The sequence below is a fragment of the Cohnella luojiensis genome (assembly GCF_004564235.1).
GTDB classification, from domain to species: Bacteria; Bacillota; Bacilli; order Paenibacillales; family Paenibacillaceae; genus Cohnella; species Cohnella luojiensis.
On the sequence record NZ_SOMN01000020.1, the window covers coordinates 68,480 to 91,684 of the forward strand.

Here is a 23,205-nt window from a genome sequence, read left to right on the forward strand (position 1 = left end):
GGGAAAAAGCATGGAAGTGAAGCTTGTCAAAGAATTCCGCGGCGGCATTGAAGAATGCGTACATACAGGACATATTTGCGGTGTGAACGACCGGGGCGAAATCCAATACTCCGCAGGAGATCCGAATGCGATCACGTTCTTGAGGTCAGCGGGCAAACCGTTCCAAGCGATACCGGTCATCCGGCATGGCGCCGATGCCAAATTCGGTTTAACCGATGCGGAAGGAGCTATTCTAGTAGGCTCCCACCGGGCTGAGCCGTTTCATGTCGAGGTTTTGGAGTCGATTATGAAGAAAACCGGAATAGGCGAAGAACGGCTCATTTGCCATCCGACCTATCCGCTCAGCGTATATGCGACCGAAAATCTGCTGCGCGAACAAAAGCCCAAAAGATCCATTTACCATAACTGCTCCGGCAAACATCTTGGCATTCTGGCCCTCTGCGAAACGATGGGGTATTCCTTGGATGGATACGGAGAACCGGATCACCCCGCGCAACAGGAAATTCTGGAAACGCTGGCCTACTTGGCGCATTATCCAAAGGAGAAAATCGGTCTCGGAACCGATGGCTGCGGCTTCCCGGTGTTCGCAATGCCGCTTCAAGCCTTGGCAGTAGCCTATTTGAAGCTAGCCTGTCCTGACCTTATCGCAAATCCCGAAATCCGCGGCGCCGTTCAAGTTATCGTGCATCGGATGAATAAACATTACGAGATGGTCGCGGGAACCGACAGGATTTGTTCAAATCTTCTTATGGATCCGAATATCGTGGCCAAGGGCGGTGCCAAAGGCGTCTACTGCTTTGGACTAAAGAAGGAAAGGCTTGCCTTTGCCCTGAAGGTTCTAGATGGTTCCGAAGACGAGTGGCCGATCATCGTGGCGTCCATTCTGGAACAAATCGGGTATGAGAACCGGGCGACGATCGACCGGATGTACGGGCTTACGCCAGCAGACATTCGAAACGACAACGGGCGGACTATCGGCCGTAATCAACCTGTGTTTACGTTGAATTTACAATAAATAATCAAAAACAATCCGCATCCTTTCATATAACGATTCGACGGAGCGGCTTCAATCAAAGGAGGAACAAAACATGAATAAACGAGTTTGGACTGTCATTTTGCTGGGTGTATTATTAATTTCTTCCGTACTTGCAGGCTGCGGGAACAACAAGGAAAGCTCGTCTTCCGGGAGCGCAAGCGAAGGCGGAAGCGGCGAGAAGGTTAAAATCTCTTATCTGGATCCGCTGCCGAGCAATGAACGGACAGAACTCATGAAACAACTCATTCAAAAGTTCGAAGAGCAAAATCAGAACATTACGGTCGAGTATATGTCCGTTCCTTGGGAGGAAGCGAATAAAAAATGGATGACGATGGGCGCAGCGAAAATCTTGCCGGACGTTATCAGCGTGGACGATACATCCCTAGCGGGAATGAGCGCAGCCGGATACCTTCAGAGCCTTCAACCCTACTACGATAAATGGGATCAAGTCGCTAACCTGACCGAAGCGACCAAGCAAGCCCGAAACAAATACAAAAATGAAGTATACGCCATTCCAGACGCATTTCTACTGCAGGGTCTGTTCATCCAAAGCAGCTGGTTTAAAGAGAAAAGCCTGCCGGAAACAATCGATACATGGGCCGATTACTTCTCTCTTGCAGAGAAGCTGACCGATGAGAGCCAAGGACGTTATGGAATCTCTTTCCGCGGCGGCGCGAATGGCATCATCCGCGCAATGGAATACGTGATGGCGGCAACCCATTCCGACAGCTGGTTTGATAAAGAGGGCAAGGCCATTCTGTACAAACCGGAAGCCAAAGAAGCGTTTAAGAAGTTCTACGATCTTTACCTGAACGGCTACGCGCCGAAAGAATCCGTCAACTGGGGTTTCAATGAAATGGTGCAAGGCTTCATGAACGGTCAGGCGGGTATTCTGAACCAAACGCCGGAAGTCATCGCAGTCGCCGAGAAGAACATGCAGCCGGGCAGCTGGAATGTCGTCCCGATGCCGAAGTCGGACGACGGGAAGCGGTACATATTCTGGGGATTCACGGCCGCATACGCGATGTCCTCGAACTCTGAACATAAGGACGAGGCATGGAAATTCATCGAGTTTTTGAGCTCGCCGGAAAACAATCTCGAGTACAGCAAGAAGAACTCGAGCATTCCGATCTATGCGGAGAACCTGAAGGATCCTTTCTTCAGCACCGGCCCAATCTCCGGTTACGCAGGTTCAATGGCCGACACGAACATCGTGTTCGCCGGGCCCCCAAGCCACTTGACCAAGCTGGGAGAATTCACGGGTACTTACGCGTTAGAAGAAACGCAAAAATATATGACCGGCAACCAATCGCTGGATGATACGGTCACCCGCTTGGCCGACTGGCTTACGAAGGAACAAACTGAATACCTAAAGGAAAACCCGCAGCCTTAATTTCAACATCAAAGAAAGAACACGCATAACCGAGCGTAAGGGCGGTGAAGCCGTTTTGCTTGGTTATGCGTGTTTTCCATCTCATGAAGGCGGTGAAGCGATATGTCTTCGACAAGCTATCCAAGGAAACTTTCCTCCGTTCGAACTAAGCGATTATTACGCAGATGGGAGCCCTATTTTTTATTGCTTCCGGCGCTGCTCATTGTGCTGTCCTTTTTTGCTTATCCGGTAATAAAAGCGTTTCAACTTTCATTTATGCATTACGTGCTGTTTGAGCCAAGCAAAATCGGTTATTCGGGTTTCGATAATTTCAAGGCGCTGTTGATGGATTCAAATATGCCCCGGATTCTGTTTAACTCGGTCATCTGGGTCGTTGCGACGGTAGGGCTGCAGTTTGTGCTTGGTTTCATGCTTGCGCTTGCGCTAAACAGACATTTCAGAGGCAAACACCTGTATCAAGCGATCGTTTTTCTGCCGTGGGCGGTATCCGCCTTTCTTATTGGAATGATATTCAAGTGGATGTTCAACCAGCAGAACGGTCTGATCAACCATTTGTTGTTGGAGCTCGGACTGATCGACAAAGCGATTGCTTTCTTGGCCATTCCGGGAACCTCCATCATTCCCGTTATCATCGCCATGGCGTGGTATGGCGTACCGTTTTTCGGAATCATGATATTGGCTGCGCTGCAATCGGTCCCGCACGAAATATACGAAGCGGCGGATATCGACGGAGCGGGCAGGGTAAAACGGTTATTCTCAATTACGATTCCCTACATTAAGCCGACGCTCGTCCTGACCGTGCTGCTGCGGGTGATCTGGGTTTTTAACTCGGCGGATCTGATTTATATCATGACCAATGGGGGACCTGCCAACAGCTCGCATAATCTGCCCTCCTATATTTTCAACAAAATCGGTTACTCGACAGACTTCGGGCAAGCCTCGGCGCTTGGCGTTCTAATGCTAATCATCCTGACCGTGTACACAATCTTCTTCCTAAGGGTAACGAAATACAACGAAGCGGGTGATATCTGATGCAGCTTTTCATGAGAAAAAGACTACCGGGCATCATCCGTTTCTGCGTTTTAGCTTTATTTCTGGCAGGTACCCTCCTTCCTTTTTATTGGATGCTGGTTACGTCGTTAAAAACGCGTTTGGAAATCTACGGCAAGAAAATCACGTTGTGGCCGGAAAATCTTACATGGGTTAATTATGCGGAAACGTTCCGAAGCTCGAGTTTTCCGCACTATTTTGCCAATAGTTTTGTCGTCAGCATACTCAGCGGCATTCTGGTGCTGGCGGTATCCATTCTCGGGGGGTACAGCTTGGCCCGGTACCGTTTTCGGGGTAAAGGCATAATCTTGCTCATCTTTTTGTCCACGCAGATGGTACCGGTTGTGATCATGTTGGTTCCTTTGTTTATGGTATTCGGCAATTTGAAGCTTCTGGATACGCTGCCCGCTCTTATTATCACGTATACGGCCATCAACATTCCGTTCTGCATGATTACGATGTCCGGTTTCTTTCAACGCGTGCCAGTTGCGCTGGAAGAAGCGGCGATGATCGACGGTTGCAACCGAATGGAAACGGTGGTCCGGATTATATTGCCCATCATGCTGCCAGGCATCGTCGCCACCTTCGTCTTCGCCTTTACGGCTGCTTGGAACGACTTGTTCTTCGGCATCATGTTCACGACCAGTGAAAGCGTTAAGACGGTACCGGTCGGATTGAACAGCTTTGTGCAAAAATTCGATATCAACTGGGGCGAAATGAGCGCTGGCGGCGTTCTGTCTTTGATTCCGGTGGCCGTTCTTTTCGCATTCATACAGCGTTACATTGTGGCAGGGCTCTCGCAAGGAGCGGTAAAAGGATAATGGAAACGGAGACGAGAGAATATGCTGCTTGAAGTCATCGCAACATGTGCAGACGATATTGTCAAAGCGAATTCGGGCGGCGCCGACCGGATTGAACTGGTGACGGGGCTGCAGGAAGGCGGCATGTCTCCAAGCCTGGGATTGCTGGAAGCGGCGGTTAACTTATCCGCCGTTCCCGTTAACGTCATGATCCGTCCGCACAGCAGATCCTTTCATTATGATCCGGACGACCTTCGCATCATGATCAAGGATATCGGCGCGGTTCGGCGGGCAGGCGCGGCTGGAATCGTAATCGGCGCTCTTCAGGAGAACGGCCGGGTGGACAAAGATACGCTCAAGCGGCTTCTGGAAGCTGCGGAAGGCCTTTCCGTTACGTTTCATCGCGCATTCGATGAAACACGGGATTTAGACGAGGCGCTGGACGATTTGCTCGCTTTTCCCGTGGACCGGATTTTGACCTCCGGCGGCAAGCCGAGCGTACTGCAAGCCATGGACACCATTGGTCGTTTGGTTAAGCGAACGCAAGGAACACGACTCCGAATACTCGCCGGAAGCGGCTTGACGATAGAAAGTCTGCCGGAATTTATAATGAAAACCGAAGTGAAAGAATTTCATTTCGGAAGGGGTGTACGCGCAGGCATGCTGGCGACCGGCCAGATCGATCCGGAGCTTGTCCGACGGATTAAACAGTCGATCGGTCAGTAACCGAAGAGGAGCCAAAGCCCGGCGACCCGCTTATGAAAGAGGTAACTCATCATGAACGACATATATGTAGGCATCGACGTAGGCGGCACTAAAATGCTGGCTGCGCTAGTAAACGGAAACGGAACGATAATGGCCAAGGTTCAGCAACCTACAAGGGCAGAACGCGGAACGAAGGACACCATTCGCCGCTTAATGGCGATGACGGAATCGCTGATCAAAGAATCTTGTTCCGAAGCCGAAGGCAATACCATCCAAGGTATCGGTATTGCCGTTGCCGGAATTCTCGATCCATCCAAAGGAACAGTAATGCTTGCGACCAATCTGGGATGGGAGAACGTTCCGATAGGCCCGTTGTTTAAGCAATATTTCCAATGTCCCGTTCAGGTCATCAACGACGCCAATGCTGCTGCTCTAGGAGAATGGCTTGCCGGGGCGGGCGTCGGAATGAAAGACGTCATCTATGTTACGGTGTCAACCGGAATCGGCGGCGGCATCATTAGCGACGGGCGATTGATGCTCGGTTCAACTAACAGCGCGGCAGAGCTCGGTCACATTAGCATAGACCGTAACGGACCGTTATGCGCATGCGGGAATCGGGGATGTATAGAGGTTTACGCCTCCGGCAACACCATTGCCAAACGTGTACGGGAAGACATTAGGAGCGGAGAAGCGAGTACGGCGATCGTTCTTGAAATGGCGGGCGGGAACCCGGAATTGTTAAATGCCCGGCATGTTGCGGAAGCAGCGCAAGCAGGAAACGAGTATGCCAAAGACAGACTGGCAGATGCCGGATCGGCTTTGGGGATGGGTCTTACCGCTATCATCCATCTGGTGAATCCTGAGATGATCATACTCGGAGGCGGAGTTTCCCAAAGCGGCCGTCTTCTGTTCGAACCGATGCTCGATACAGTACGCGGACACGGAATTCCGGAAATGGTAAATAGAGTCCGGTTCGTTACAGCGAAGCTCGGCGGAGATGCGGGAGCGGTGGGGGCCGCCCTCTGGTGGCGGTATGAGCGGACAATTACGTCTGCCGTCCAAGAGGCGGTTTGGTAGGGGGATATAGACAAACACGATATTGAAAGGTTACCGTTCTCTCCATACACCCTAAAGCCGGCAGCGATCGGCTCGAAGGTCCCGGCAGTTCATAATGTTAGAATGGTCCTTCTTCGTTTCCTTCTTGTGGCGGGGTGTCGAGCCTGCTCGGATTTGACGATACGAAACCGGGGATGACTCTTCGTCCTGCATCTCTGGCAGCAACCGAGACTGCGATCGAATCCTCACCAACACCGGAAGTCGTTACTCGTACAGTCACCGCATCAAGGTCTGCAAAAATATTATCAAAGGTTTGTAACTGATTGGGTATTACGGCGACAAGCCTCTGCACATAAAGCTCCTGCATAGAAGGCCCGTCCGCGGCTCCCCGGGCATGAAACACTTCAAGCAGGACTTCGGCCGAATCCGAACCGATATTCGCAGCGCGAACGGTGAGCGACTTCATATCCCTTCCACGATTCTCTATAGCCCCGGTTGAAAGTCTAGCCACTTTATCACCTCTTTCTGATTTGTTTTTAGAGTATGTATCAAACTTCCATTTCGATTGGATGAGTCCCTAGTATAGAACGATCGATAGATGATTGAGCTAAACATTCCTGTAAGGGCTAAGAAATGGCCTTTGTCAAAAAAGGAGCGCCTCGGTATGATGGGTTTGTCCAAGGGTTCGAAACCCAACACCATCAAGGAGGCGCTCTTACCATGAAGTTTAAGCAATCTAACGGCCAAAATCAACGAATTGAACGAATTACCGCTTCTCATCTTGTTATAGGTATCGATATGGCAAAAGAGACCCATGTGGCACAAGCTACAAACTACCGGGGGATCGTACTGTCTAATCGACATCTATCTTTTAGTAACACCATTGAGGGGTTTGAAAAGCTACGGCGGTGGATGGAAGGATTGCAGCAAAAGCACCGGCTAAGCAGCCTCATCATTGGCATGGAACCCACCGGACACTATTGGTGGAACTTGGCGAATTGGCTTGCAGACAAAGGCTTTAACGTGGTGCAGGTGAATCCCGCAACCACTAAAAGAAATAAAGAGAACCGCGATAATTGTCCTTCCAAGAGTGATCCGAAGGACGCACTTGTTATTGCAGACGTTGTAAGCCGTGGCTACTACTATGAATACTCCCGTCAAGCGAATAGCTTTCAAAGGTTGCGCACCATTATGAGTGATAGAGAATTTTGGGTCACGAATAGTGTTCGGCTGCAGAATCGGATTATCCGTTGGCTGGATATTCGCTTCCCTGAATATGCCTCGGTGTTTAAAGATTGGACCTGTCCACGATCGATAGCGACCCTCAAAGCGTTCCCGTCTCCGCTTGATCTTAAAGGTCAATCGACGGCAGAGGTAATTACAGGTTGGAGAAAATATATGCAGCGAGCTTGCGGTTCCACTGGCATTCAGAAAGCTGCGGAACTAATCTCTAAAGCGAGCCAGAGTGTGGGTGATACTGCTGCGCTCAATGAGGCTAAACAAGATTTACAACGCTTAGTAGAAGAATACGAGCGTATCGTTAGCATATTAGAACAGATTGAACAGAAAATTGTAGCTTTACTCGGTGAGATTCCTATGGCTAGCCAACTTCGCTCTATTAAAGGTCTTGGCCCGATCTATACCGCAGCAATTCTGTCTGGTGCGGGCGACCTGAAACAGTATGCCCATGGGCGTCAGTTGCTGCGGAAAGCCGGGTTAAACTTGGCCGAAAGTATGTCGGGAAAACGAAAGGGACAGATCGTGCTTTCGAAACGAGGAGATGCCACGCTGCGAAAATATATGTATCTCGCTACCCTTACGCTAGTAGGAACCAATCCTGAGTTTCGACAGTTGCATGAAAATAATGTCCAAGTTAAGCAAATGAGTAAGCAACAGTCGGTGTTTAAACTGCTTGGAAATATTGGGAAGGTCGAGATTATCTGTTGTTTTCAATCTTGGCTAATGTAAGGAACAACAATTCTATCCAACCTATATCTCAGCCCAGGGGGCTTGCACAGTGAGGATAACGCGCTACCGATGGCTCTCATTCTTCAGTTGACCAACTCAAGATGAAAAAGTTCCCAAATCGTTCACGGTTACAACGCATTTGACATTGCAAAAGGGGTATTGCAACGATAAAATTAGACTAAATGGTTAGTTTAATTTTTTTTGGGGGAGTTGATAGTATGAAGAAAGTGGGTATCGTAGGAGCGGGTCTAGGTGGCTTAGTAACGGCGGCTTTATTAGCGAAAAGAGGAAACCAGGTTGTTGTTATGGAACGTTCGCCGATTCTGGGCGGCAGAAGCCATGTCGTTTCAAAGAATGGTTTTACAATCAGTTATGGTGCCCATGCGGTACTGGCTCCCAAACAGGAACCTCTGCGTTCCATTGTTCGCGAACTTGAACTGCCGATGGAGTATAGGAAGGCAAGCTTGTCCAAATTTAAACTCTTTATGGAAGGCAAAGTAATCTCCAGTCCGCTTGGTTTCGGTGCGTTGACCTCTCCCGCGATTTCGGGTTTTTTCAATCATATGTTATGTTTGAAACAATTTTACAAGATGGTAAAGCAAGCTCCGGCTTTTCCGCAAACCATGTCCGTAGGCCAATGGATCAGGGAAAACGTCAGGAACCCCGAGATCGCCAAAGTCCTTTCTGCTTATGCAGCGTTATCGGTCTACGACGGCGCACTCGACTTGTACTCCATGAACCGTTTCGTTGAATTAACCGCCCGAGAGTATGAAAAAAACGAGCCTCTAAGCTATATGGGGTATGACGTCCTCTTGGGAGAGTTGCAAAAAGCGATTACGAAAAATGGGGGCGGCATTCTTTTCGGGAAACCTGTCTCGGATCTTATCGTTGAAGCTGACCATGTGAAAGGCGTCATATGTGCGGGAGAACGGTATGAATTCGATGAAGTGGTGCTGAACGTTCCGCCGAAAGAGTTAGGTAAGCTTCTAAGTTATCCATCCCTTGCGGATGAGTTCGGCTGGTATGTCAATCAAACGGCTCATTATGTGTTCGTCTATGATCTCATGCTATCCAAGAGGCTCCGCGGCGATATCGGTAATTTGTTGGATCTGGATGGAGGCTTCTACATAAATGATTACGGCTTAAACAATCCTTCTTCCGTACCCGCCGGCGGACAGTTGATCAACGGCCTGAAATTTTTGACCGAACAGGAGCAACTAGACGACAGCCACGCGAAGGAGTCTCAAACTGCATTTGAAACTTTGCTCCATAAAGTATACCCAGGATGGGAAAAGTACGTGATAAACAAACGAATTATAAACAGAGCTATGGTGAACGGAATCGCCAGAAGAACAAATGCCAAACTTTTGCCGTTGCAAAGCCGAGCCGTACGGGGATTATACCTGGTTGGAGATTCTACGGAAGGGTCGGGAGCACTTGGTATGCCTTGTTATGATAGCGCGAAGAAGGTAGCGGATTTATTATCCTAATCGAAGCAGGAAGTATGATCTTAGATGGAGGAACCAATACATGAGTCAGGGAAAAGAAAAAATTCTGCAAACCGCTTTACAGGAATTTGCGGAGAAAGGGTACGATGGGGCCAGAATCGATTATATTTCAAAAATGGCCGGTGTTAACAAAGCATTAATTTATTACCACTTTAAAAGTAAGGAAGAATTATTCACGGCGGTTATTAACGACTTATTCGAAAAAGCGGTTTCCGTTTCAATTGAACCTACAGGTACATCCGTTCGCGAAAACTTGATTCAAGTCATGGAACATTTCATTGATTTTCTTCATTACAACCCATATTTCGTGAAGATTATGGACCAAAGCGTTGCGCAAGATCGAGACATATTTCATCAGCTTCATCACCAAAATTTCTTTTTCGAAACGGTGATTGGGATGTATCAGCTTGGCGTCCAGACCGGCGAATGCAGGAAGGTCGATCATCCTGAAGATTTCATCGTAAGTTTACTAGGTGCGGTTTATTTTTATTTCTCTCACCACAAGGCGATTCGTAAATTTTACGGGAATATCTCCGAAGAGGAAGTCATCTCGATCCGAAAAAAAACGATGAAGGATATGATCTCGAGGTTGACTTTTTTGTGATCCGTCTGAAATCTCTAAGACATTTTTGCTGCGGGAATTTTTTTCTCTTCATACGGCATCAAATTCCATAGAGTCTAGGAAACAAGCTTACTCCAACGAGCAAAGGAACATAAATGAACTGAATAAGCCCTTTTGAAAAAATCGTGGTTACTCAACTAACGGAGAACAATAGTTCAACACCAAAACGGTTGACGCGTGGCAGCCGTCACTTCGCTCCCATGAAAATAATACCCCATTTTCATCATCTGTGGTGCTGCGTCAGCATATGCGTGGCTAACGGATCGCTACCACCGATTCGTATCCATATATACCTCCGTCCTCCGCACCCAGACCCTAAGAAATTAAGGCAAAACCAAAAAATTTAAGATGGTACCTATTGACAAGGAGGAGCTTCCATGAAGATCGTGAATAGTCATTTGCATTTTCCGAAAGCAAAACTCGCTGCACCAAACGGCTACGGTTATATTCATGTAGCAGCAGAGCTGGAAAGACCGGCCGGCCCGTTTCCACGCAGCACTGATCTGAAGCGCAGCGTCATTCGGCAATGTAAAGCAATTGCAGACCGCCTTCAAAAGCTGCCTCACGTTCGTAACGTTCATGTTTTCGAAGCCGTGCTAATCGCCCCCGGTCGCGGTAAACTGCTCAACAAGCGTAAAGGGCAAGTTCATCTCGCTAAATTCGATGCAGTTGTCCTTATTGAAACGGACAGTTTACAGACGGCACAAGCAAGTGCAGGAAAGTTCACTGTTTCAAGAATTGATACAACTCTTGTCTAAACATTCCGCGTATACCCACTCGGTAGCCGCTGTAAATGCCCGTAAAATTGCGGAAGTCGATAAGACTCGGCCTGGGATATTTCTATTCAACTATTTTTACGCTGACGATGTCCGAGAACTATTGCCCGTTTGGGAGTATACTGCTGGATGGTTTATGGTAAAGACCGGCCTCGACAATTCAACGCTGCTTTTGCCCACCGAAGGGGAATCTTCACAGTATGGGGTTATCAACCACTGCAGATGGGACCGCTTGTCCGATATCGTCCCGGATCCCCTGTTTCGCAGATCGTTCCGCAAATATGTGTTGGACAATTTCGAATCCAACGGTATTGCGGCGATGCCAATCTTGTATAAACTCGTATAATCTAAACTTGGAGGTTGTATAAATAGAAGAGACCATCAGCTTGAGAATCGTTCAAACCGCCTATCAATTATTTACGAGTAGAGGAATTCCTAAGCGATGTTCAGAAATCAGTTCCGGAGTTATGGAATCAAATCGTCCATTTCCGCATGGAAAAGGCGAGGTTACCATTTATGAGCGAAAGAGAGGGATCTCAAATATGGAAAACGCTAGATTAACAAGTCTCTTAACAGTAGTGTCATCCACCATTACATTATCCGTCATACTGTTCATTACTATAGGATCTGGTATTGCCATCGAGTACGGTCTGATCAGCTTACTTGCATTAATTGGATGGTTAAAATTTTCATATAAGTCAACACCAAGTCAAACTAATACCGTACCAAAATATATATTAGGTATTGTATTGATTGTTGCTTTAAACACAGTTCGATATACAGCTGACTTCTCACAATTTATTTATTTGAATTACAATCAGTGGTTCACAGAATCTTTCACACTTAATCACACGCAATGGTTTGTATGGATGGTATGTCTGCCAGTCTCCCTTTTACTTTTTGGTGGATATTACCTGAGCAAACGTCAAACCGTCGGTTATTTCTTCGCTTGGTGGGGGTTTATTTATATCACAATTGAATCTCTCCTACAATTACAGATAGAGTTAGGAAATTATTCATCCTATAATCATGTTTACTATTTGGGTCTCATTTTGGCGATGTTGCTATTCAATATCAGTGTATCTGGTATCTTGAAGCTCATTAAACCTAAAGGAGAAGAGCAAAAAATTGAAGATTATCAGCCTTTGACCAAAAAGCAAAAGAATTTATGGTCTTTACTATTAGTGACCTTTGTTATGGTATATGCTGTAACCCTTTATACGCAAGCTGGTCCCTTACCCGTTGGAGTAATTGTAGGGTCCATGATGGGAGGAATGATTGGTTGGCGGAAAACGACTTCCAATATTCCAGCAGATCCTTATAAACTAGTTCCTTTATACCTTTTATTACAAGCACTTTTTTACATTCACGTTGGAGAAGAAGTGCTCACACACTTTAACCGGGGAATTGCATCCATTTCAGGACTCCCATGGTCTGACGTGGAATTTGATTACGTTATCACTTTCTTAGGACCCATCTTTTGGGTATTTGGAGCATATAGTCTATGGAAAAGACAAGTATTTGGAAATTTCATCTTATGGTTTATGATTGTTGGAATGATTTTAGGGGAACCAACCCATCTTCTTGTATTCCCTATCGTAAGAATGGTCAAAGAGGGAATCGGTTACGAATATTTTTCAGGCATGTACACGGCTTTGTTCCCTATGATACCAGCAATATTAGGATTAATCATAATTCTAAAAGATCATAAGAAACATAAGAAGGCGATAAATAATGTTTAGATATTGTTTACTCTTTGTAATATTTTTTATGTTATCGATTGATACCTCTTATGCGCACGGATTTGGTGGAAGTGGATTTCTACATCCATTAACAGGAATTGATCATCTTTTTGCGATGGTAGCTGTAGGGCTTTGGAGTGCTCAAATAGGAGGAAGAGCAGTGTACCTAGTACCTTCTTGCTTCTTATTTATGATGGCAGTTGGGGGGATTGTTGGGTTTCAAGAAATTCAACTCAGTAATGTAGAGTTTATGATTGCCTTATCAGTTTTGTTATTAGGCTTAGCTATATCTTTAAACAATAAGAGCTCAATCGTCTTGGCCGGATTGGGAGTTGCCATTTTCGGATTTTTTCATGGGTATGCCCATGGTACTGAAATCCCCAATACATTAAATCATATTGAATACATGATTGGATTTCTAGTTACAACTCTAGGTTTACACATCATTGGTGCAGTTAGCGGATTACTCATCCTAGAAAAAAGAAAAGGATCGACTACTTTAAGGTTCTCAGGCTTAACGATTTTTGTTATTGGAGTATATTTAACAATATTAAAGATTTAAAATGTCATTGGGCTCTAGGAATGAGCCGCCCCGTATCAAACCCGGGCGGCTTAATCGAAGTTTTTTAAATTAGATGACGTTTAGTCCCGGAATCGTCTTTGCGCGACGTAACTCGATACGATCGTACTCGGGAACTGATCCGCTAAAATAATAGTAACCGTCGGCATGAACGAGATTGCTACGAAATATGAAATGAGTCCAGTGATGATTAGCCGATGGAAGGCAGAGTTCCTTGATCGAGCATCAACGGTGTTCGAGAAGAAGACGGGCGATACTGAGAAGCTGAAGAACAAGGAACGTCGTGAGTGGGTCCGATATCTTATACCGAGGGTTGCCTCATGGAGAAGGTTATCATTATAGGAGAGATGCAAATACGCCTTCATATCATCGAGTGACAAACCCGCTTTTTTCAGGCATATAATGAACTTCATTTATCCTCTGAACGGTACACGCGATGACCATTTGCCTTTCGTTCCGCACGTGGCAGCAGGCCAATTTTCTCGTAATATTGTATGGTATCTTAGGTTAATCCGGTCTGCTCCGAAATTTGTTTAATAGTATTCCCATTGACTTCACTCATTATTTTTATCACATGCTATCTTATCTGTTTAAGTAAATTGTACAACTTGGAGCTTACTCCAAGTCAAGTAAGGCAGTCCACTCAGTAAGGGAGGCAGAAAAATGAAGAAAATAGTTATTACAATGTTTGTCTTACTGACTTTTATTGTAAGTGGTTGTAATAGTTCAGAATTAAAGGTATCAGAAGAACAGGCGAAATCAAGTGTTATCGAACAACACACTGGAAACAACGGCAAGGTTAAAATACTATCAGTAGACCTCAAGAGAAATAACTATATAGTTGAGTGGGAAAATGAAGAAAATTGTGAGAAGGGAATCGATTCTGTTAACGGAGAAAATGGATCGATTAAAATGATTGAGGCTTCAATCTGTTAATAAAGTAGTCCTCGAGCTGGACTGTCTCAAAATTTAAATGAACCGAATTTCATGAAGAGAGCAACACGAAGTGTAGATACTCGTGTTGCTCTTTGTTCTAAGATTCAGACTTCTTAACGATAGGGATCCAGATTTCCATTTCATACATATTGTTGCCACGATCGTAAGTCATTTCAAACTCGGGACCGTTTGCGAATTCGTAGTTAGAGCTCGGAAACCATTCTCCCCAAATACGCCGCCACAATTCATGAATACCGCTCTGTCCGTCAGGGTAGTGGCCGGTTGGGAAAATCGCGTAAGTTTGAGGGGGAATTTGAAGCTGCTCAAACCCTCCCGGCAAGCTGCTTTGGGGTAAGAAGTAACCGATCAAGTAGGAAAATTGGTGGATAACCGAGGATAGGCTTTGAGTGAAACGCCTTTATCGCGCGCTGACATTGGCATCACACCATGCATTTTTTTGAACGCTCTGGAAAATGCCTCAGGTGATTCGTAACCATACTTCAAAGCGATATCGATGACCTTTGAACCGCTTTGTTGCAGCTCAAATGCGGAAGGGTCAGCCGAATGCGCCGAATATATTCTGAGAGCGGCGCATTGGTTATGAACGAAAACATCCGATTAAAAAAATGAACTCCATCGGTGACTTATTCCGTATAACTATTGCGGAAAAGTCAATATTATCTACATCTGACTTTGTCGGCTCATTATACTTACCATGGTTGTAAAGGAGAGAGTGCAAGTTGGAGTCATTGTGGTTGGAATATGCGTGGGCACTGCTAATTCTTATCTGTTTGGAAGGATTGCTATCGGCTGACAATGCGCTCGTATTAGCGGTTATCGCAAAGCATTTACCGGAGGACCAGAAGAAGAAAGCCATCAACTATGGGATCATCATGGCTTTTGTTTTCCGCTTCGCCGCTCTCTTTGCGATATCGTTTATTGCGAACGTCTGGCAAATACAGGCGATCGGAGCTGCTTACCTTCTATACCTCGGGTTAAAGCACATCATCAAAGCGCGTTTTGGCAAGGAAAACGAGAAATTTCGCGAGGACGTAGAGAAAGATGCTGCAGGAAAAGGTTTCTGGCCAACCGTGGGAAAAATCGCTCTTTCGGATCTCGCCTTTGCGATTGATTCCATTCTTGCTGCAGTGGCTCTGGCGCTTGGTCTCCCGGATTCACCGCTTGGTAATTTCGGCGGTATGGACGGAGGAAAATTCTTGGTTGTCGTGCTTGGCGGTATCGCTGGGCTCGTCTTGATCAAATTCGCGGCCGCATGGTTTATTAAGCTGCTTGCTCAACACCCAGCACTCGAGACCACCGCTTATGCGATCGTGGCATGGGTCGGTGTGAAGCTCACAGTAATTACGCTGTCCCATGAAGATATTGGCGTATTAGATCATGATTTCCCGCATAGCACAGTCTGGACCCTTATCTTCTATGTTGTGTTGGTTGCGTTAGCCCTTCTCGGTTGGTTTGCGCCTTCGAATAAAAAACATTCACAGACTGATCAGGTCTAATGCTGGATTAATATTTCTCCAAAAAAAGAACCCGGTAAAGTATACCGGGTTTATTGATGCTTTCATAATATTTTACTGGGTGGATACATCAGCTTTACTTCGATTTTTTTTGTACTCCAGTTCTTCCTTGATCGTTCGGGTTGTTAGATCGTGACGGGGCATGCTTTGGGTTGTTTTTATCGGATGGTTTGATCATGTTTATAGTTCACCTCCTGTCTTATTCCATAAAAAGTATTTCTCCAAACCGCTATCCTTATGTTTGCATTCCGGAGGGCTGCCGTAATGTGGACATTACAAAACAACAATAATATAATTCGATTTAACAATAATTTATTGTAAAACGATAAACTTTGTGTTAAAGTCAAATTAAATTTAATAATAAGTGAGGGGCTTTTTATGAAACGAGGCACAACGCTCTTTTTAAAGACGGCGGTTATTCTTATTGGCATCCCAGTTCTTGCTTTGTGCATATTTTTGGTGCCTGAGATAGCAAATTTTGCAGCAGAATTGTATCCGGATCTTACTTATATGAAATATCTCGTTTTTATCGATTTCTATGCAGCGGCGATACCTTTTTACTTTGCCCTGTATCAAGCTTTTAAACTTTTAAGCTATATTGACAAAAACAACGCTTTCTCCGAATTATCCGTACAAGCGTTAAAGAATATAAAATACAGTGCAATCATAATTAGTAGCTTGTTTGCGTTAGGCATGCCGCTTTTCTATCTGGTGGCGGAGAAAGACGATGCCCCAGGTATCATAATAATCGGAATGGTGTTGATTTTCGCCTCCATGGTGATTGCCGTTTTTGCTGCCGTTCTCCAAAAGCTTTTAAAAGACGCTATTGATATAAAATCAGAAAATGATCTGACGGTCTGAGGTGAATAACATGGCGATTATCATCAATATTGATGTGATGTTGGCTAAAAGAAAAATGAGCGTCACAGAACTTTCGGAGAGGGTTGGAATAACGATGGCTAACCTCTCTATATTGAAAAATGGAAAGGCAAAAGCGATTCGATTATCAACTTTAGAGGCGATTTGTAAGGCTTTAGAATGTCAGCCTGGAGATATATTAGAATACAAAAGTGACGAAGGCACCATTACCGGATAATGTACAATTTAATTTAATCCACAAAAAAACCTTCCGAAAGGAAGGTTTAATAATGGTTTCTTATCTTAATCTTGTTAAGAAATTTCACTATATCTTTTAAAATTGTCAAGGAACGACTGCCAGCCTGCTTTTTGCTGCTCGATGGAATGGGTTGCTTCAGCTTCAAAATCTTCAATTACCTTAGTGTGGCTTTCTTGACTAATAAAAGAGACCGTAACTTTTCTTCCATCTCCAAGAGTGTAAGAAATAAATTCGTTTATTCTCACTTCATCATAAACTCCGCCAAAATCAAATCCAAAGCTCCCATCCTTTGCTTCCAATCTTGTAAGAAATTTTCCGCCGACCCTTAAATCATTTTGAGCAATTGGTGCATGCCAGTCGTCAGCTGCAAAAGACCATTTCGTTATATGCTGTGGTTCCGTCCAATATTCCCACACTTTTTCAACTGGCGCATGAACTGTGGTTTCTACCGTTATTGTTACTTTGTCACCTGTTTCCATTATGATTACCGCCTCACTATATAAGATTTAGATTTATGGATAATTATACCACTAAGCTAATTGGAAACGATAGTGGAAGAGGAGTGTTCCATCGCAACTCCTCTTTTGTCTTTTACGAACGGGCAGGATTGTTTCAATTTGGTGGAGAACTTTACCAAAGACGAATTAACAAAGGGGATAGTCAACTGAAGCGAGAGATAATAATTAATCTGCCTATAGAACCGCACGAAGTTCCAGCTTTAAGAGAACTGGTGGGTTGGGACGGCCGACATTCTGATTACCCAACTTTATTTGAGCGTTGCAACTTTTGGGCCGGTCTCCGAGATGCAAAAAAAGAGCTTATAGCATTCGGCTATGTTACTGGAATGGGTCTACAGCATGGCTATATGGAAGACATAATTATACATCCGCATTTTCAGAAGAAAGGACTAGGCCAAGCCTTAGTAAAGGAATTACTTCAAGAGGCGGAGCGTGCCGGGTTAGAGATTGTAACCTTGACCTACGATTCAAAACATACATCATTCTATACAGAGAGTGGATTCATACCTTGTTCTGGAGGATTGTGGAAGAGAAAGGAAGGCTGCTAGAGATCCGGTAGCCTTCGCTCGAGTTAAAGGAAAATGCGATTCCTTTGCATAAAATAGATATGATTTTCCCTCTAATTTTAGGGGTATTTGGGTTCTTATTTGTAAGATAAAATTGAAAATTAAGCAAACAGATCAATAGTGATGGAGTGAACAAATGAGTATCATTTCTGTAAGTGGTGTCACGAAAATATATAGGCAATATCGGCGCTTCCCGGGGATTATTGGTTCCGTCAGAAGCCTTTTTACACGCCAATATTCAGAGGAGATAGCTGTAAAGGATATTACGTTTTCGATTGAGAAAGGTGAAGCAGTCGGGTATTTAGGACCCAACGGGGCAGGAAAGTCCACGATGATTAAAATGATGACGGGAATCCTTTTGCCGTCAGCTGGAGAGGTTAGAGTTCTTAATGAAATTCCTCATAAAGCAAGGAAAAACAATTCCCAACATCTTGGTGTGGTTTTTGGTCAGAGAAGCCAACTATGGTGGGACCTCCCTGTTACGGACTCCTTTGAACTACATAAATACATTTATAAAATATCTGACGAGTCGTACCGTAAAAATCTTGGATTTTGTACGGAGCTATTATCGCTTTCGGATTTCATAAATAAACCCGTGAGGCAGTTGAGTTTAGGACAGAGAATGAGAGTGGAAATCGCTATGGCTCTTCTTCATGAACCCGAGATCCTATTCCTTGATGAACCAACTATTGGTCTCGATGTGATGGCCAAAGACCAAATCCGGCAATTTTTACGGGCAGTTAACCAGGAGAAAAAGACTACGATTTTGTTGACGACTCATGACATGAAGGATATTGAGGAAATTTGCCCGAGGATGATCATCGTTAATAAAGGAAGCCTAGTTTACGACGGCTCCGTTGCCGCTCTTCGAAGTAAACTTGGAGATGAGCGTCGTGTTGTGATTGAATTCGCTCAAGATCCTGGATCAATTGAGATATCGGGATTAACCTTAATTAAAGAAGAGGGTTCTAGAAAAACATTTCTATTTACTCGGAATGGAACAACGGTTTTTGATTACGTAAGCCGCATTGCCGAGAAATATCCTATTGAGGATGTCTCAATCGAAGATGTAGATATCGAATCAATCATCAGGCGGCTGTATAAGCAATTAGCAGCAGAAGATGAAGAGAGTCAAGGGCGGCAACCCATATTGGTAGGGGGAGCAAATTGAAAACTTATCTCATGTTTACTGCAAAAGCGTTCTCGAATCAGATGGCATATCGCTCTGAAGTCTGGTTTCGATTGCTGGGCAATTTTGTTACGATTCTTATTCAAGTAGCAATTTGGAAAGCGGTAATAGGTGAGGTTGATGTAGGACAAGTTTCCATTGAAACGATGACCACTTATAGCATTCTAAATACTCTGCTCACTGCCTTACTGTTAAACGGGATCAGCGGAAAAGTAGATAGCAGTCTCAAATCTGGTTCGATATCTTCCGAGTTGGTCAAGCCTATTTCCTATCCACTTTATTTGCTATTTGAGGGATTAGGTGGTTCCGTGTATCAACTGGTTTTCACGGCTGTTCCTTCATTTCTCATTGCGTGGTTATATTTTGGTATTATGCCGCCTGCTTCACCTGTGTTTCTAGCTGCATACGTGACTGCACTTCTGATGGCGTTGGCCATATCTTTTTTGCTTGGCTACCTAGTATCTTTAATTGCCTTCTGGTTTATGAATCATTTTGCACTCAGTTGGATGCTCGGCGGACTGTTAACAATCTTCTCGGGTTCTTTTCTTCCACTGTGGCTGTTCCCTCCAACCTGGGAAGGCGTGGCAAAGCTTCTCCCGTTCCAATTTCTTGGTTACGTACCAGCGTCTCTGTATCTAGGTGTAATACCTGCGGAATCTATTCTTGGGGTATTTATAGCAGGGATTATCTGGATTGCAATACTCTTATTAATCGTACAATGGCTCTGGAAAAAAGCAATTAGCCGTTTGGTAATCCAAGGTGGTTGATAGAAAGGCGGACAGAAATGACCTTACCATTATTTTTTAAGTTAGTGCGCCTTTTAATGAAGGAGAGAATGGAATACCGGGCTGATTTTCTCCTCTCTATATTTGCACAGATTATTGCTTATGGCGGAGATTATATTGTCATTTGGATGTTTATACAAAGATTCGATACAATAGCAGGGTGGAACTGGCCAGAGATCGCGTTTCTCTACAGTATTGGACTTTTTACATACGCATTAGGGGCTTCCTTTTCGTTTGTACAGATGAGGGATTTGGAAGAGCAAGTCAAGAACGGCACATTCGATTCATTGTTAATAAAACCAGTGAACCCTTATTTGTTTTTAATTAGTAGGGGGTTTAATCTTGGATATATTGCGCATATACTCATTTCAGCTTCTGTCATGATTTGGGCAATAATTCAATTAGATTTAAAATGGACACTAATTAATGTCTTGTACCTCATCCTGTCGGTGATTAGTGGTGCATTAATTAACGCGGGTATCATGACACTGATAGGGTCAGTATCATTTGTTTGGGTAAGGTCTGGATTTCTGTTTAACTTATTCTTTAGACTTAAGGAATTCATTTCGTTTCCTTTACCTGTATTTGGTGCTCTGATCCAAATATTGCTTACCATTGTAATGCCACTTGCATTCGTAAATTATTATCCTGCTGCATTTCTACTTTCAAAAGACATTTTGGGGTTGCCTACTTGGTCCATGTGGTTCGTTCCAGTGGTTGGACCGTTTTGTTACTGGGTGGCATATAGAGCTTGGATGGGAGGAGTTAATAAATATCAGAGCGCAGGTGGCTAATTATTTCGGCAACCCAAATCGTAACTCTAGAGGTTTAAGCTAAACGGATATGATAGTGGAGGAGCGTTCATGTTGGCAGCTCCTCTTTTTCTTCATTAAAGTAACTGGCATTATAGTTTAGTTATAAAAGTACTTTCCAAAAAAGTGTGTGGTAAACTGTTCGAAGCATGACACTTGAGGGGGGTTAAAGAAACTATGGAGGACTCTGTAGTTATGCAAGCAGAACGAATTGCAGGCGATTTTCTGCGAGAACAAACAAAAACATCTTACCAAATCATAGGTAAAGGTATCACAAATCAGGTTTGCGTAGTCGAAACTAAGAGCCATAAAGTCGTTGTCCGCATGAACCATAAAGATACATTTCCAAGCTTTATCAAAGAAAAATGGTGTATCGAGCAAGCAGCCGCAGTTGGCATTCCTGGACCTGAGGTGTTGTCCATTGGCATCGTTGATGAAACAGCCTATATGATTCAAACTTTTATAGATGGCAACAACGGGTTAGACAGTACGGTTCCCAAGTCCGATATTTGGAGGCAGCTTGGCGAATATGCCAGGCATATTCATTCGATTCAAGTGAAAGGATACGGAGACAATCTGATTGATCCAGTACATGGTGAGTTTCAGTCACCTTCTCATGCAGGATCGGACGGCAGTTGGCAAGGGTATGTGCAGTATAATATCAATAGTTTGACGGAGTCTGATCGGTTGATTGAGCTTGGAGTAATTACTCGGATGGAATCGCTGAGAGTAAGAAAACTGTTCGAGAATCTGAAGAAGGAAACGTTCCGCTTCGGTTTAAACCATGGAGATATCTCTTTAAAGAATACGATTGTCAATCAGGCAAACCAAGTTATATTGCTGGATTGGAATGCAGAAGTAAGCGTGGTACCGCATGCAACTGTTGCTCAATTGATGCATTACCAAATCCTAGGACTAGAAGAAAGCGCAAGTGTTGAGGAATTCAGAGCGTTTATGGACGGGTACGGATTAAGTGATAAAGACCTTTCTGAAACAAGGCATTTGCTGCTATTAAGGGCTTTCGATAACCTCAGGTGGGCTATTGATCGAAGTCCTGATCTGATCGAACCCTATGCTGTATTTGCGAAACAAGTCGTTGACATGATTTTGGATTAGTTAGCAGAGATAGAGCGATGTTTTTAACCAAGGGTGAAGAAATAATGAAATTAGGATAGTTTGAATTCTAGTTGGTTATAGGGAGTTGTGATGAAATTGAAGCGTATTTTTGGCATTTTATTTTTATATGTAGTTGTACTAAGTGGCTGCACAGGTGAAAGCAGGTTATATTCTGGTATTGAGAAAAGTGATATTGTTGATATTTCTAATGTCAAAAATATTGAGTTTATCTATCAATACAAAGGGCACACCGAAAATTGGGCAGCACATTATATCGTGTTCAAAATGAAAGATAATGATAACCATACATCAAAAATGTTATTAAAATATATTGGCAAGAAACCTGGACCGACTGGTGAATTAAGGTATGCATATCAAACAGAAGGTGGTGGAGATGGTAGTGGCACAATGTCCAATGCCGAATCAGAAAATCAAATTTATAATCTAGGTTCTTCAGGAGGTAATGGCGCCATTGCAGCTGAAGATTCCATAGTTAAAATGCAGGTCTATTGGAATGGAAATACAGAAGATTTTGAACTGAAACCTGAGATGAATCAGTAAACTGAATGATAAAATAGATTGAACTAAAGGATAAGACCTTTATAAATATCTAACGTCTATACTGTTATGACTGTCTAAATTAAAGAGAGGGGTTCTTATTATATCATCTAAAATAAAATTATTTGTAATCCTGACTGTTATGCTATTCCTAATTGTTGGCTGTAATAATGGCAATAAGGAGAACGCTGTTAATGAATTCTCAATCCATTTGGTTAAAGACTTATCCATAACTGAAGCCATGAGTAAGAAGCTTAATGATCTTCCATTAGAAACTATACCAGTGCTTACCGACAAGGAAATTAGAACATATAATTGGAAAGAACATGAATTCACAATGAAGGAAGGTATTAGTTTAGAGGAAAAGTTAGAAGGGATAATACCGGGAAGTGGTGGTAAACCGTTTGTTGTAGTCGTGGGCATTGAAAGAATATATCTAGGGAGTTTTTGGTCCAATTCTTCTTCTCAATTTTATGCTTTTGATATTCCAAGGATATCTTCAATGTGGCTTAAAAGAAGTGATAATGATATTTACAAAATAAATCATGGAAAAAATCAGAATCCTAGAGGAGATACTAAAATATTTGAGGCATTAAAAGGATTAGGGAAAATCATTAATTATTAATTGTTCAAAGTTCCCAAATAATCATCCTTTCTAAAATAATAAAGCCCTCGCCTCTTAAAAAGAGAGACGAGAGCATACCCCGATGTATAATGCTACATATAATCTAGACAGCAAAAAAGGAGTTTCTTAGTTGTATGACAGGTCCAAGAAGGAAGTTTACACCGGAAGAAAAGGCTCGGATCGTACTGGAAATTCTGAAAGAAGAAAAATCG

27 protein-coding genes and 1 pseudogene are annotated in these 23,205 nt (G+C 44.0%); 23 read left to right on the forward strand and 5 right to left on the reverse strand.

Annotated features, from left to right (window positions below):
• Positions 1–10: 10 nt before the first annotated feature.
• From E2980_RS14385 to E2980_RS14410, 6 genes are all read left to right on the forward strand, one after another.
• Positions 11–1,015 carry an asparaginase gene (locus tag E2980_RS14385; RefSeq protein WP_135152875.1) on the forward strand — a complete coding sequence of 335 codons (1,005 nt, stop codon included), beginning with the start codon at positions 11–13 and terminating at the stop codon, positions 1,013–1,015.
• A 73-nt stretch (positions 1,016–1,088) separates the two neighbouring features.
• Positions 1,089–2,429: an ABC transporter substrate-binding protein gene (locus E2980_RS14390; RefSeq protein WP_135152876.1), complete on the forward strand. Its 1,341-nt coding sequence runs from the start codon at positions 1,089–1,091 to the stop codon at positions 2,427–2,429.
• Positions 2,430–2,531: 102 nt separating this feature from the next.
• Positions 2,532–3,461, forward strand: a complete 930-nt coding sequence (locus E2980_RS14395) for a carbohydrate ABC transporter permease (RefSeq protein ID WP_135152877.1) — start codon at positions 2,532–2,534, stop codon at positions 3,459–3,461.
• Between the two features lie 11 nt (positions 3,462–3,472).
• On the forward strand, positions 3,473–4,300 hold the full coding sequence (locus E2980_RS14400) for a carbohydrate ABC transporter permease (protein ID WP_135152878.1): 828 nt from the start codon (positions 3,473–3,475) through the stop codon (positions 4,298–4,300).
• A gap of 21 nt (positions 4,301–4,321) precedes the next feature.
• Positions 4,322–5,005, forward strand: coding sequence for a copper homeostasis protein CutC (locus E2980_RS14405; protein WP_135152879.1), 684 nt, complete (start codon positions 4,322–4,324; stop codon positions 5,003–5,005).
• A 51-nt stretch (positions 5,006–5,056) separates the two neighbouring features.
• On the forward strand, positions 5,057–6,061 hold the full coding sequence (locus E2980_RS14410) for an ROK family protein (RefSeq protein ID WP_135152880.1): 1,005 nt from the start codon (positions 5,057–5,059) through the stop codon (positions 6,059–6,061).
• Positions 6,062–6,158: 97 nt separating this feature from the next.
• On the opposite strand, the gene E2980_RS14415 is transcribed toward E2980_RS14410, so the two are convergent.
• Positions 6,159–6,551, reverse strand: coding sequence for a hypothetical protein (locus E2980_RS14415; protein WP_135152881.1), 393 nt, complete (start codon positions 6,549–6,551; stop codon positions 6,159–6,161).
• Positions 6,552–6,760: 209 nt separating this feature from the next.
• Here E2980_RS14415 and E2980_RS14420 point away from each other — a divergent pair, with 209 nt between their 5' ends.
• From E2980_RS14420 to E2980_RS14450, 6 genes are all read left to right on the forward strand, one after another.
• Complete coding sequence (locus E2980_RS14420; protein ID WP_135152882.1) at positions 6,761–8,008, forward strand: IS110 family RNA-guided transposase; 1,248 nt, start codon at positions 6,761–6,763, stop codon at positions 8,006–8,008.
• Between the two features lie 218 nt (positions 8,009–8,226).
• Entirely contained in the window at positions 8,227–9,498 is a 1,272-nt protein-coding gene (locus tag E2980_RS14425) for a phytoene desaturase family protein (protein WP_167747134.1), read from the forward strand.
• Positions 9,499–9,538: 40 nt separating this feature from the next.
• Positions 9,539–10,120 carry a TetR/AcrR family transcriptional regulator gene (locus tag E2980_RS14430; protein WP_135152884.1) on the forward strand — a complete coding sequence of 194 codons (582 nt, stop codon included), beginning with the start codon at positions 9,539–9,541 and terminating at the stop codon, positions 10,118–10,120.
• Between the two features lie 395 nt (positions 10,121–10,515).
• The gene (locus E2980_RS14435) at positions 10,516–10,896 is read left to right on the forward strand and encodes a hypothetical protein (RefSeq protein WP_135152885.1); all 381 of its coding nucleotides are present in this window, start codon (positions 10,516–10,518) and stop codon (positions 10,894–10,896) included.
• Between the two features lie 404 nt (positions 10,897–11,300).
• Entirely contained in the window at positions 11,301–12,656 is a 1,356-nt protein-coding gene (locus E2980_RS14445) for a hypothetical protein (RefSeq protein WP_135152887.1), read from the forward strand.
• Positions 12,649–13,218, forward strand: coding sequence for a HupE/UreJ family protein (locus E2980_RS14450; RefSeq protein WP_135152888.1), 570 nt, complete (start codon positions 12,649–12,651; stop codon positions 13,216–13,218). The genes E2980_RS14445 and E2980_RS14450 overlap by 8 nt, the downstream gene beginning before the upstream one ends.
• 427 nt (positions 13,219–13,645) lie before the next feature.
• Here E2980_RS14450 and E2980_RS25155 read toward each other — a convergent pair whose 3' ends face one another.
• Entirely contained in the window at positions 13,646–13,732 is an 87-nt protein-coding gene (locus E2980_RS25155; protein ID WP_420808651.1) for a MerR family DNA-binding transcriptional regulator, read from the reverse strand.
• Between the two features lie 167 nt (positions 13,733–13,899).
• On the opposite strand from E2980_RS25155, the gene E2980_RS14460 reads away from it, so the two are divergent.
• Complete coding sequence (locus E2980_RS14460) at positions 13,900–14,172, forward strand: YajG family lipoprotein (RefSeq protein ID WP_135152889.1); 273 nt, start codon at positions 13,900–13,902, stop codon at positions 14,170–14,172.
• Positions 14,173–14,269: 97 nt separating this feature from the next.
• On the opposite strand, the gene E2980_RS24730 is transcribed toward E2980_RS14460, so the two are convergent.
• Positions 14,270–14,542, reverse strand: a complete 273-nt coding sequence (locus E2980_RS24730) for a GyrI-like domain-containing protein (RefSeq protein ID WP_338080688.1) — start codon at positions 14,540–14,542, stop codon at positions 14,270–14,272.
• A 14-nt stretch (positions 14,543–14,556) separates the two neighbouring features.
• Positions 14,557–14,801 (reverse strand): annotated as a pseudogene (locus tag E2980_RS25160) (helix-turn-helix transcriptional regulator); the annotation flags it as partial.
• A gap of 111 nt (positions 14,802–14,912) precedes the next feature.
• Here E2980_RS25160 and E2980_RS14470 point away from each other — a divergent pair.
• The 3 genes from E2980_RS14470 to E2980_RS14480 all read left to right on the forward strand — a co-directional run bounded on the left by E2980_RS14470 (position 14,913) and on the right by E2980_RS14480 (position 16,803).
• Positions 14,913–15,689, forward strand: coding sequence for a TerC family protein (locus tag E2980_RS14470; protein WP_135152890.1), 777 nt, complete (start codon positions 14,913–14,915; stop codon positions 15,687–15,689).
• 396 nt (positions 15,690–16,085) lie between these two features.
• Complete coding sequence (locus E2980_RS14475) at positions 16,086–16,568, forward strand: DUF2975 domain-containing protein (RefSeq protein WP_135152891.1); 483 nt, start codon at positions 16,086–16,088, stop codon at positions 16,566–16,568.
• Between the two features lie 10 nt (positions 16,569–16,578).
• Complete coding sequence (locus E2980_RS14480; protein ID WP_135152892.1) at positions 16,579–16,803, forward strand: helix-turn-helix domain-containing protein; 225 nt, start codon at positions 16,579–16,581, stop codon at positions 16,801–16,803.
• Positions 16,804–16,877: 74 nt separating this feature from the next.
• Here E2980_RS14480 and E2980_RS14485 read toward each other — a convergent pair whose 3' ends face one another.
• Entirely contained in the window at positions 16,878–17,303 is a 426-nt protein-coding gene (locus E2980_RS14485) for an SRPBCC family protein (protein WP_135152893.1), read from the reverse strand.
• 35 nt (positions 17,304–17,338) lie between these two features.
• On the opposite strand from E2980_RS14485, the gene E2980_RS14490 reads away from it, so the two are divergent.
• The 7 genes from E2980_RS14490 to E2980_RS14520 all read left to right on the forward strand — a co-directional run bounded on the left by E2980_RS14490 (position 17,339) and on the right by E2980_RS14520 (position 22,993).
• Entirely contained in the window at positions 17,339–17,890 is a 552-nt protein-coding gene (locus E2980_RS14490; protein WP_338080689.1) for a GNAT family N-acetyltransferase, read from the forward strand.
• A 154-nt stretch (positions 17,891–18,044) separates the two neighbouring features.
• Positions 18,045–19,079, forward strand: a complete 1,035-nt coding sequence (locus tag E2980_RS14495; protein WP_135152894.1) for an ABC transporter ATP-binding protein — start codon at positions 18,045–18,047, stop codon at positions 19,077–19,079.
• Positions 19,076–19,864 (forward strand): ABC transporter permease, encoded by a 789-nt coding sequence (locus tag E2980_RS14500; protein WP_135152895.1) that lies wholly within the window; start codon positions 19,076–19,078, stop codon positions 19,862–19,864. Before E2980_RS14495 ends, E2980_RS14500 begins: the two co-directional genes overlap by 4 nt.
• 17 nt (positions 19,865–19,881) lie before the next feature.
• Positions 19,882–20,676, forward strand: coding sequence for an ABC transporter permease (locus E2980_RS14505; protein WP_135152896.1), 795 nt, complete (start codon positions 19,882–19,884; stop codon positions 20,674–20,676).
• Between the two features lie 213 nt (positions 20,677–20,889).
• Positions 20,890–21,810: an aminoglycoside phosphotransferase family protein gene (locus E2980_RS14510; RefSeq protein ID WP_240703037.1), complete on the forward strand. Its 921-nt coding sequence runs from the start codon at positions 20,890–20,892 to the stop codon at positions 21,808–21,810.
• A gap of 96 nt (positions 21,811–21,906) precedes the next feature.
• Positions 21,907–22,371 (forward strand): hypothetical protein, encoded by a 465-nt coding sequence (locus E2980_RS14515; RefSeq protein WP_135152898.1) that lies wholly within the window; start codon positions 21,907–21,909, stop codon positions 22,369–22,371.
• 139 nt (positions 22,372–22,510) lie between these two features.
• On the forward strand, positions 22,511–22,993 hold the full coding sequence (locus E2980_RS14520; protein ID WP_135152899.1) for a hypothetical protein: 483 nt from the start codon (positions 22,511–22,513) through the stop codon (positions 22,991–22,993).
• The last annotated feature ends 212 nt before the right edge of the window (positions 22,994–23,205 follow it).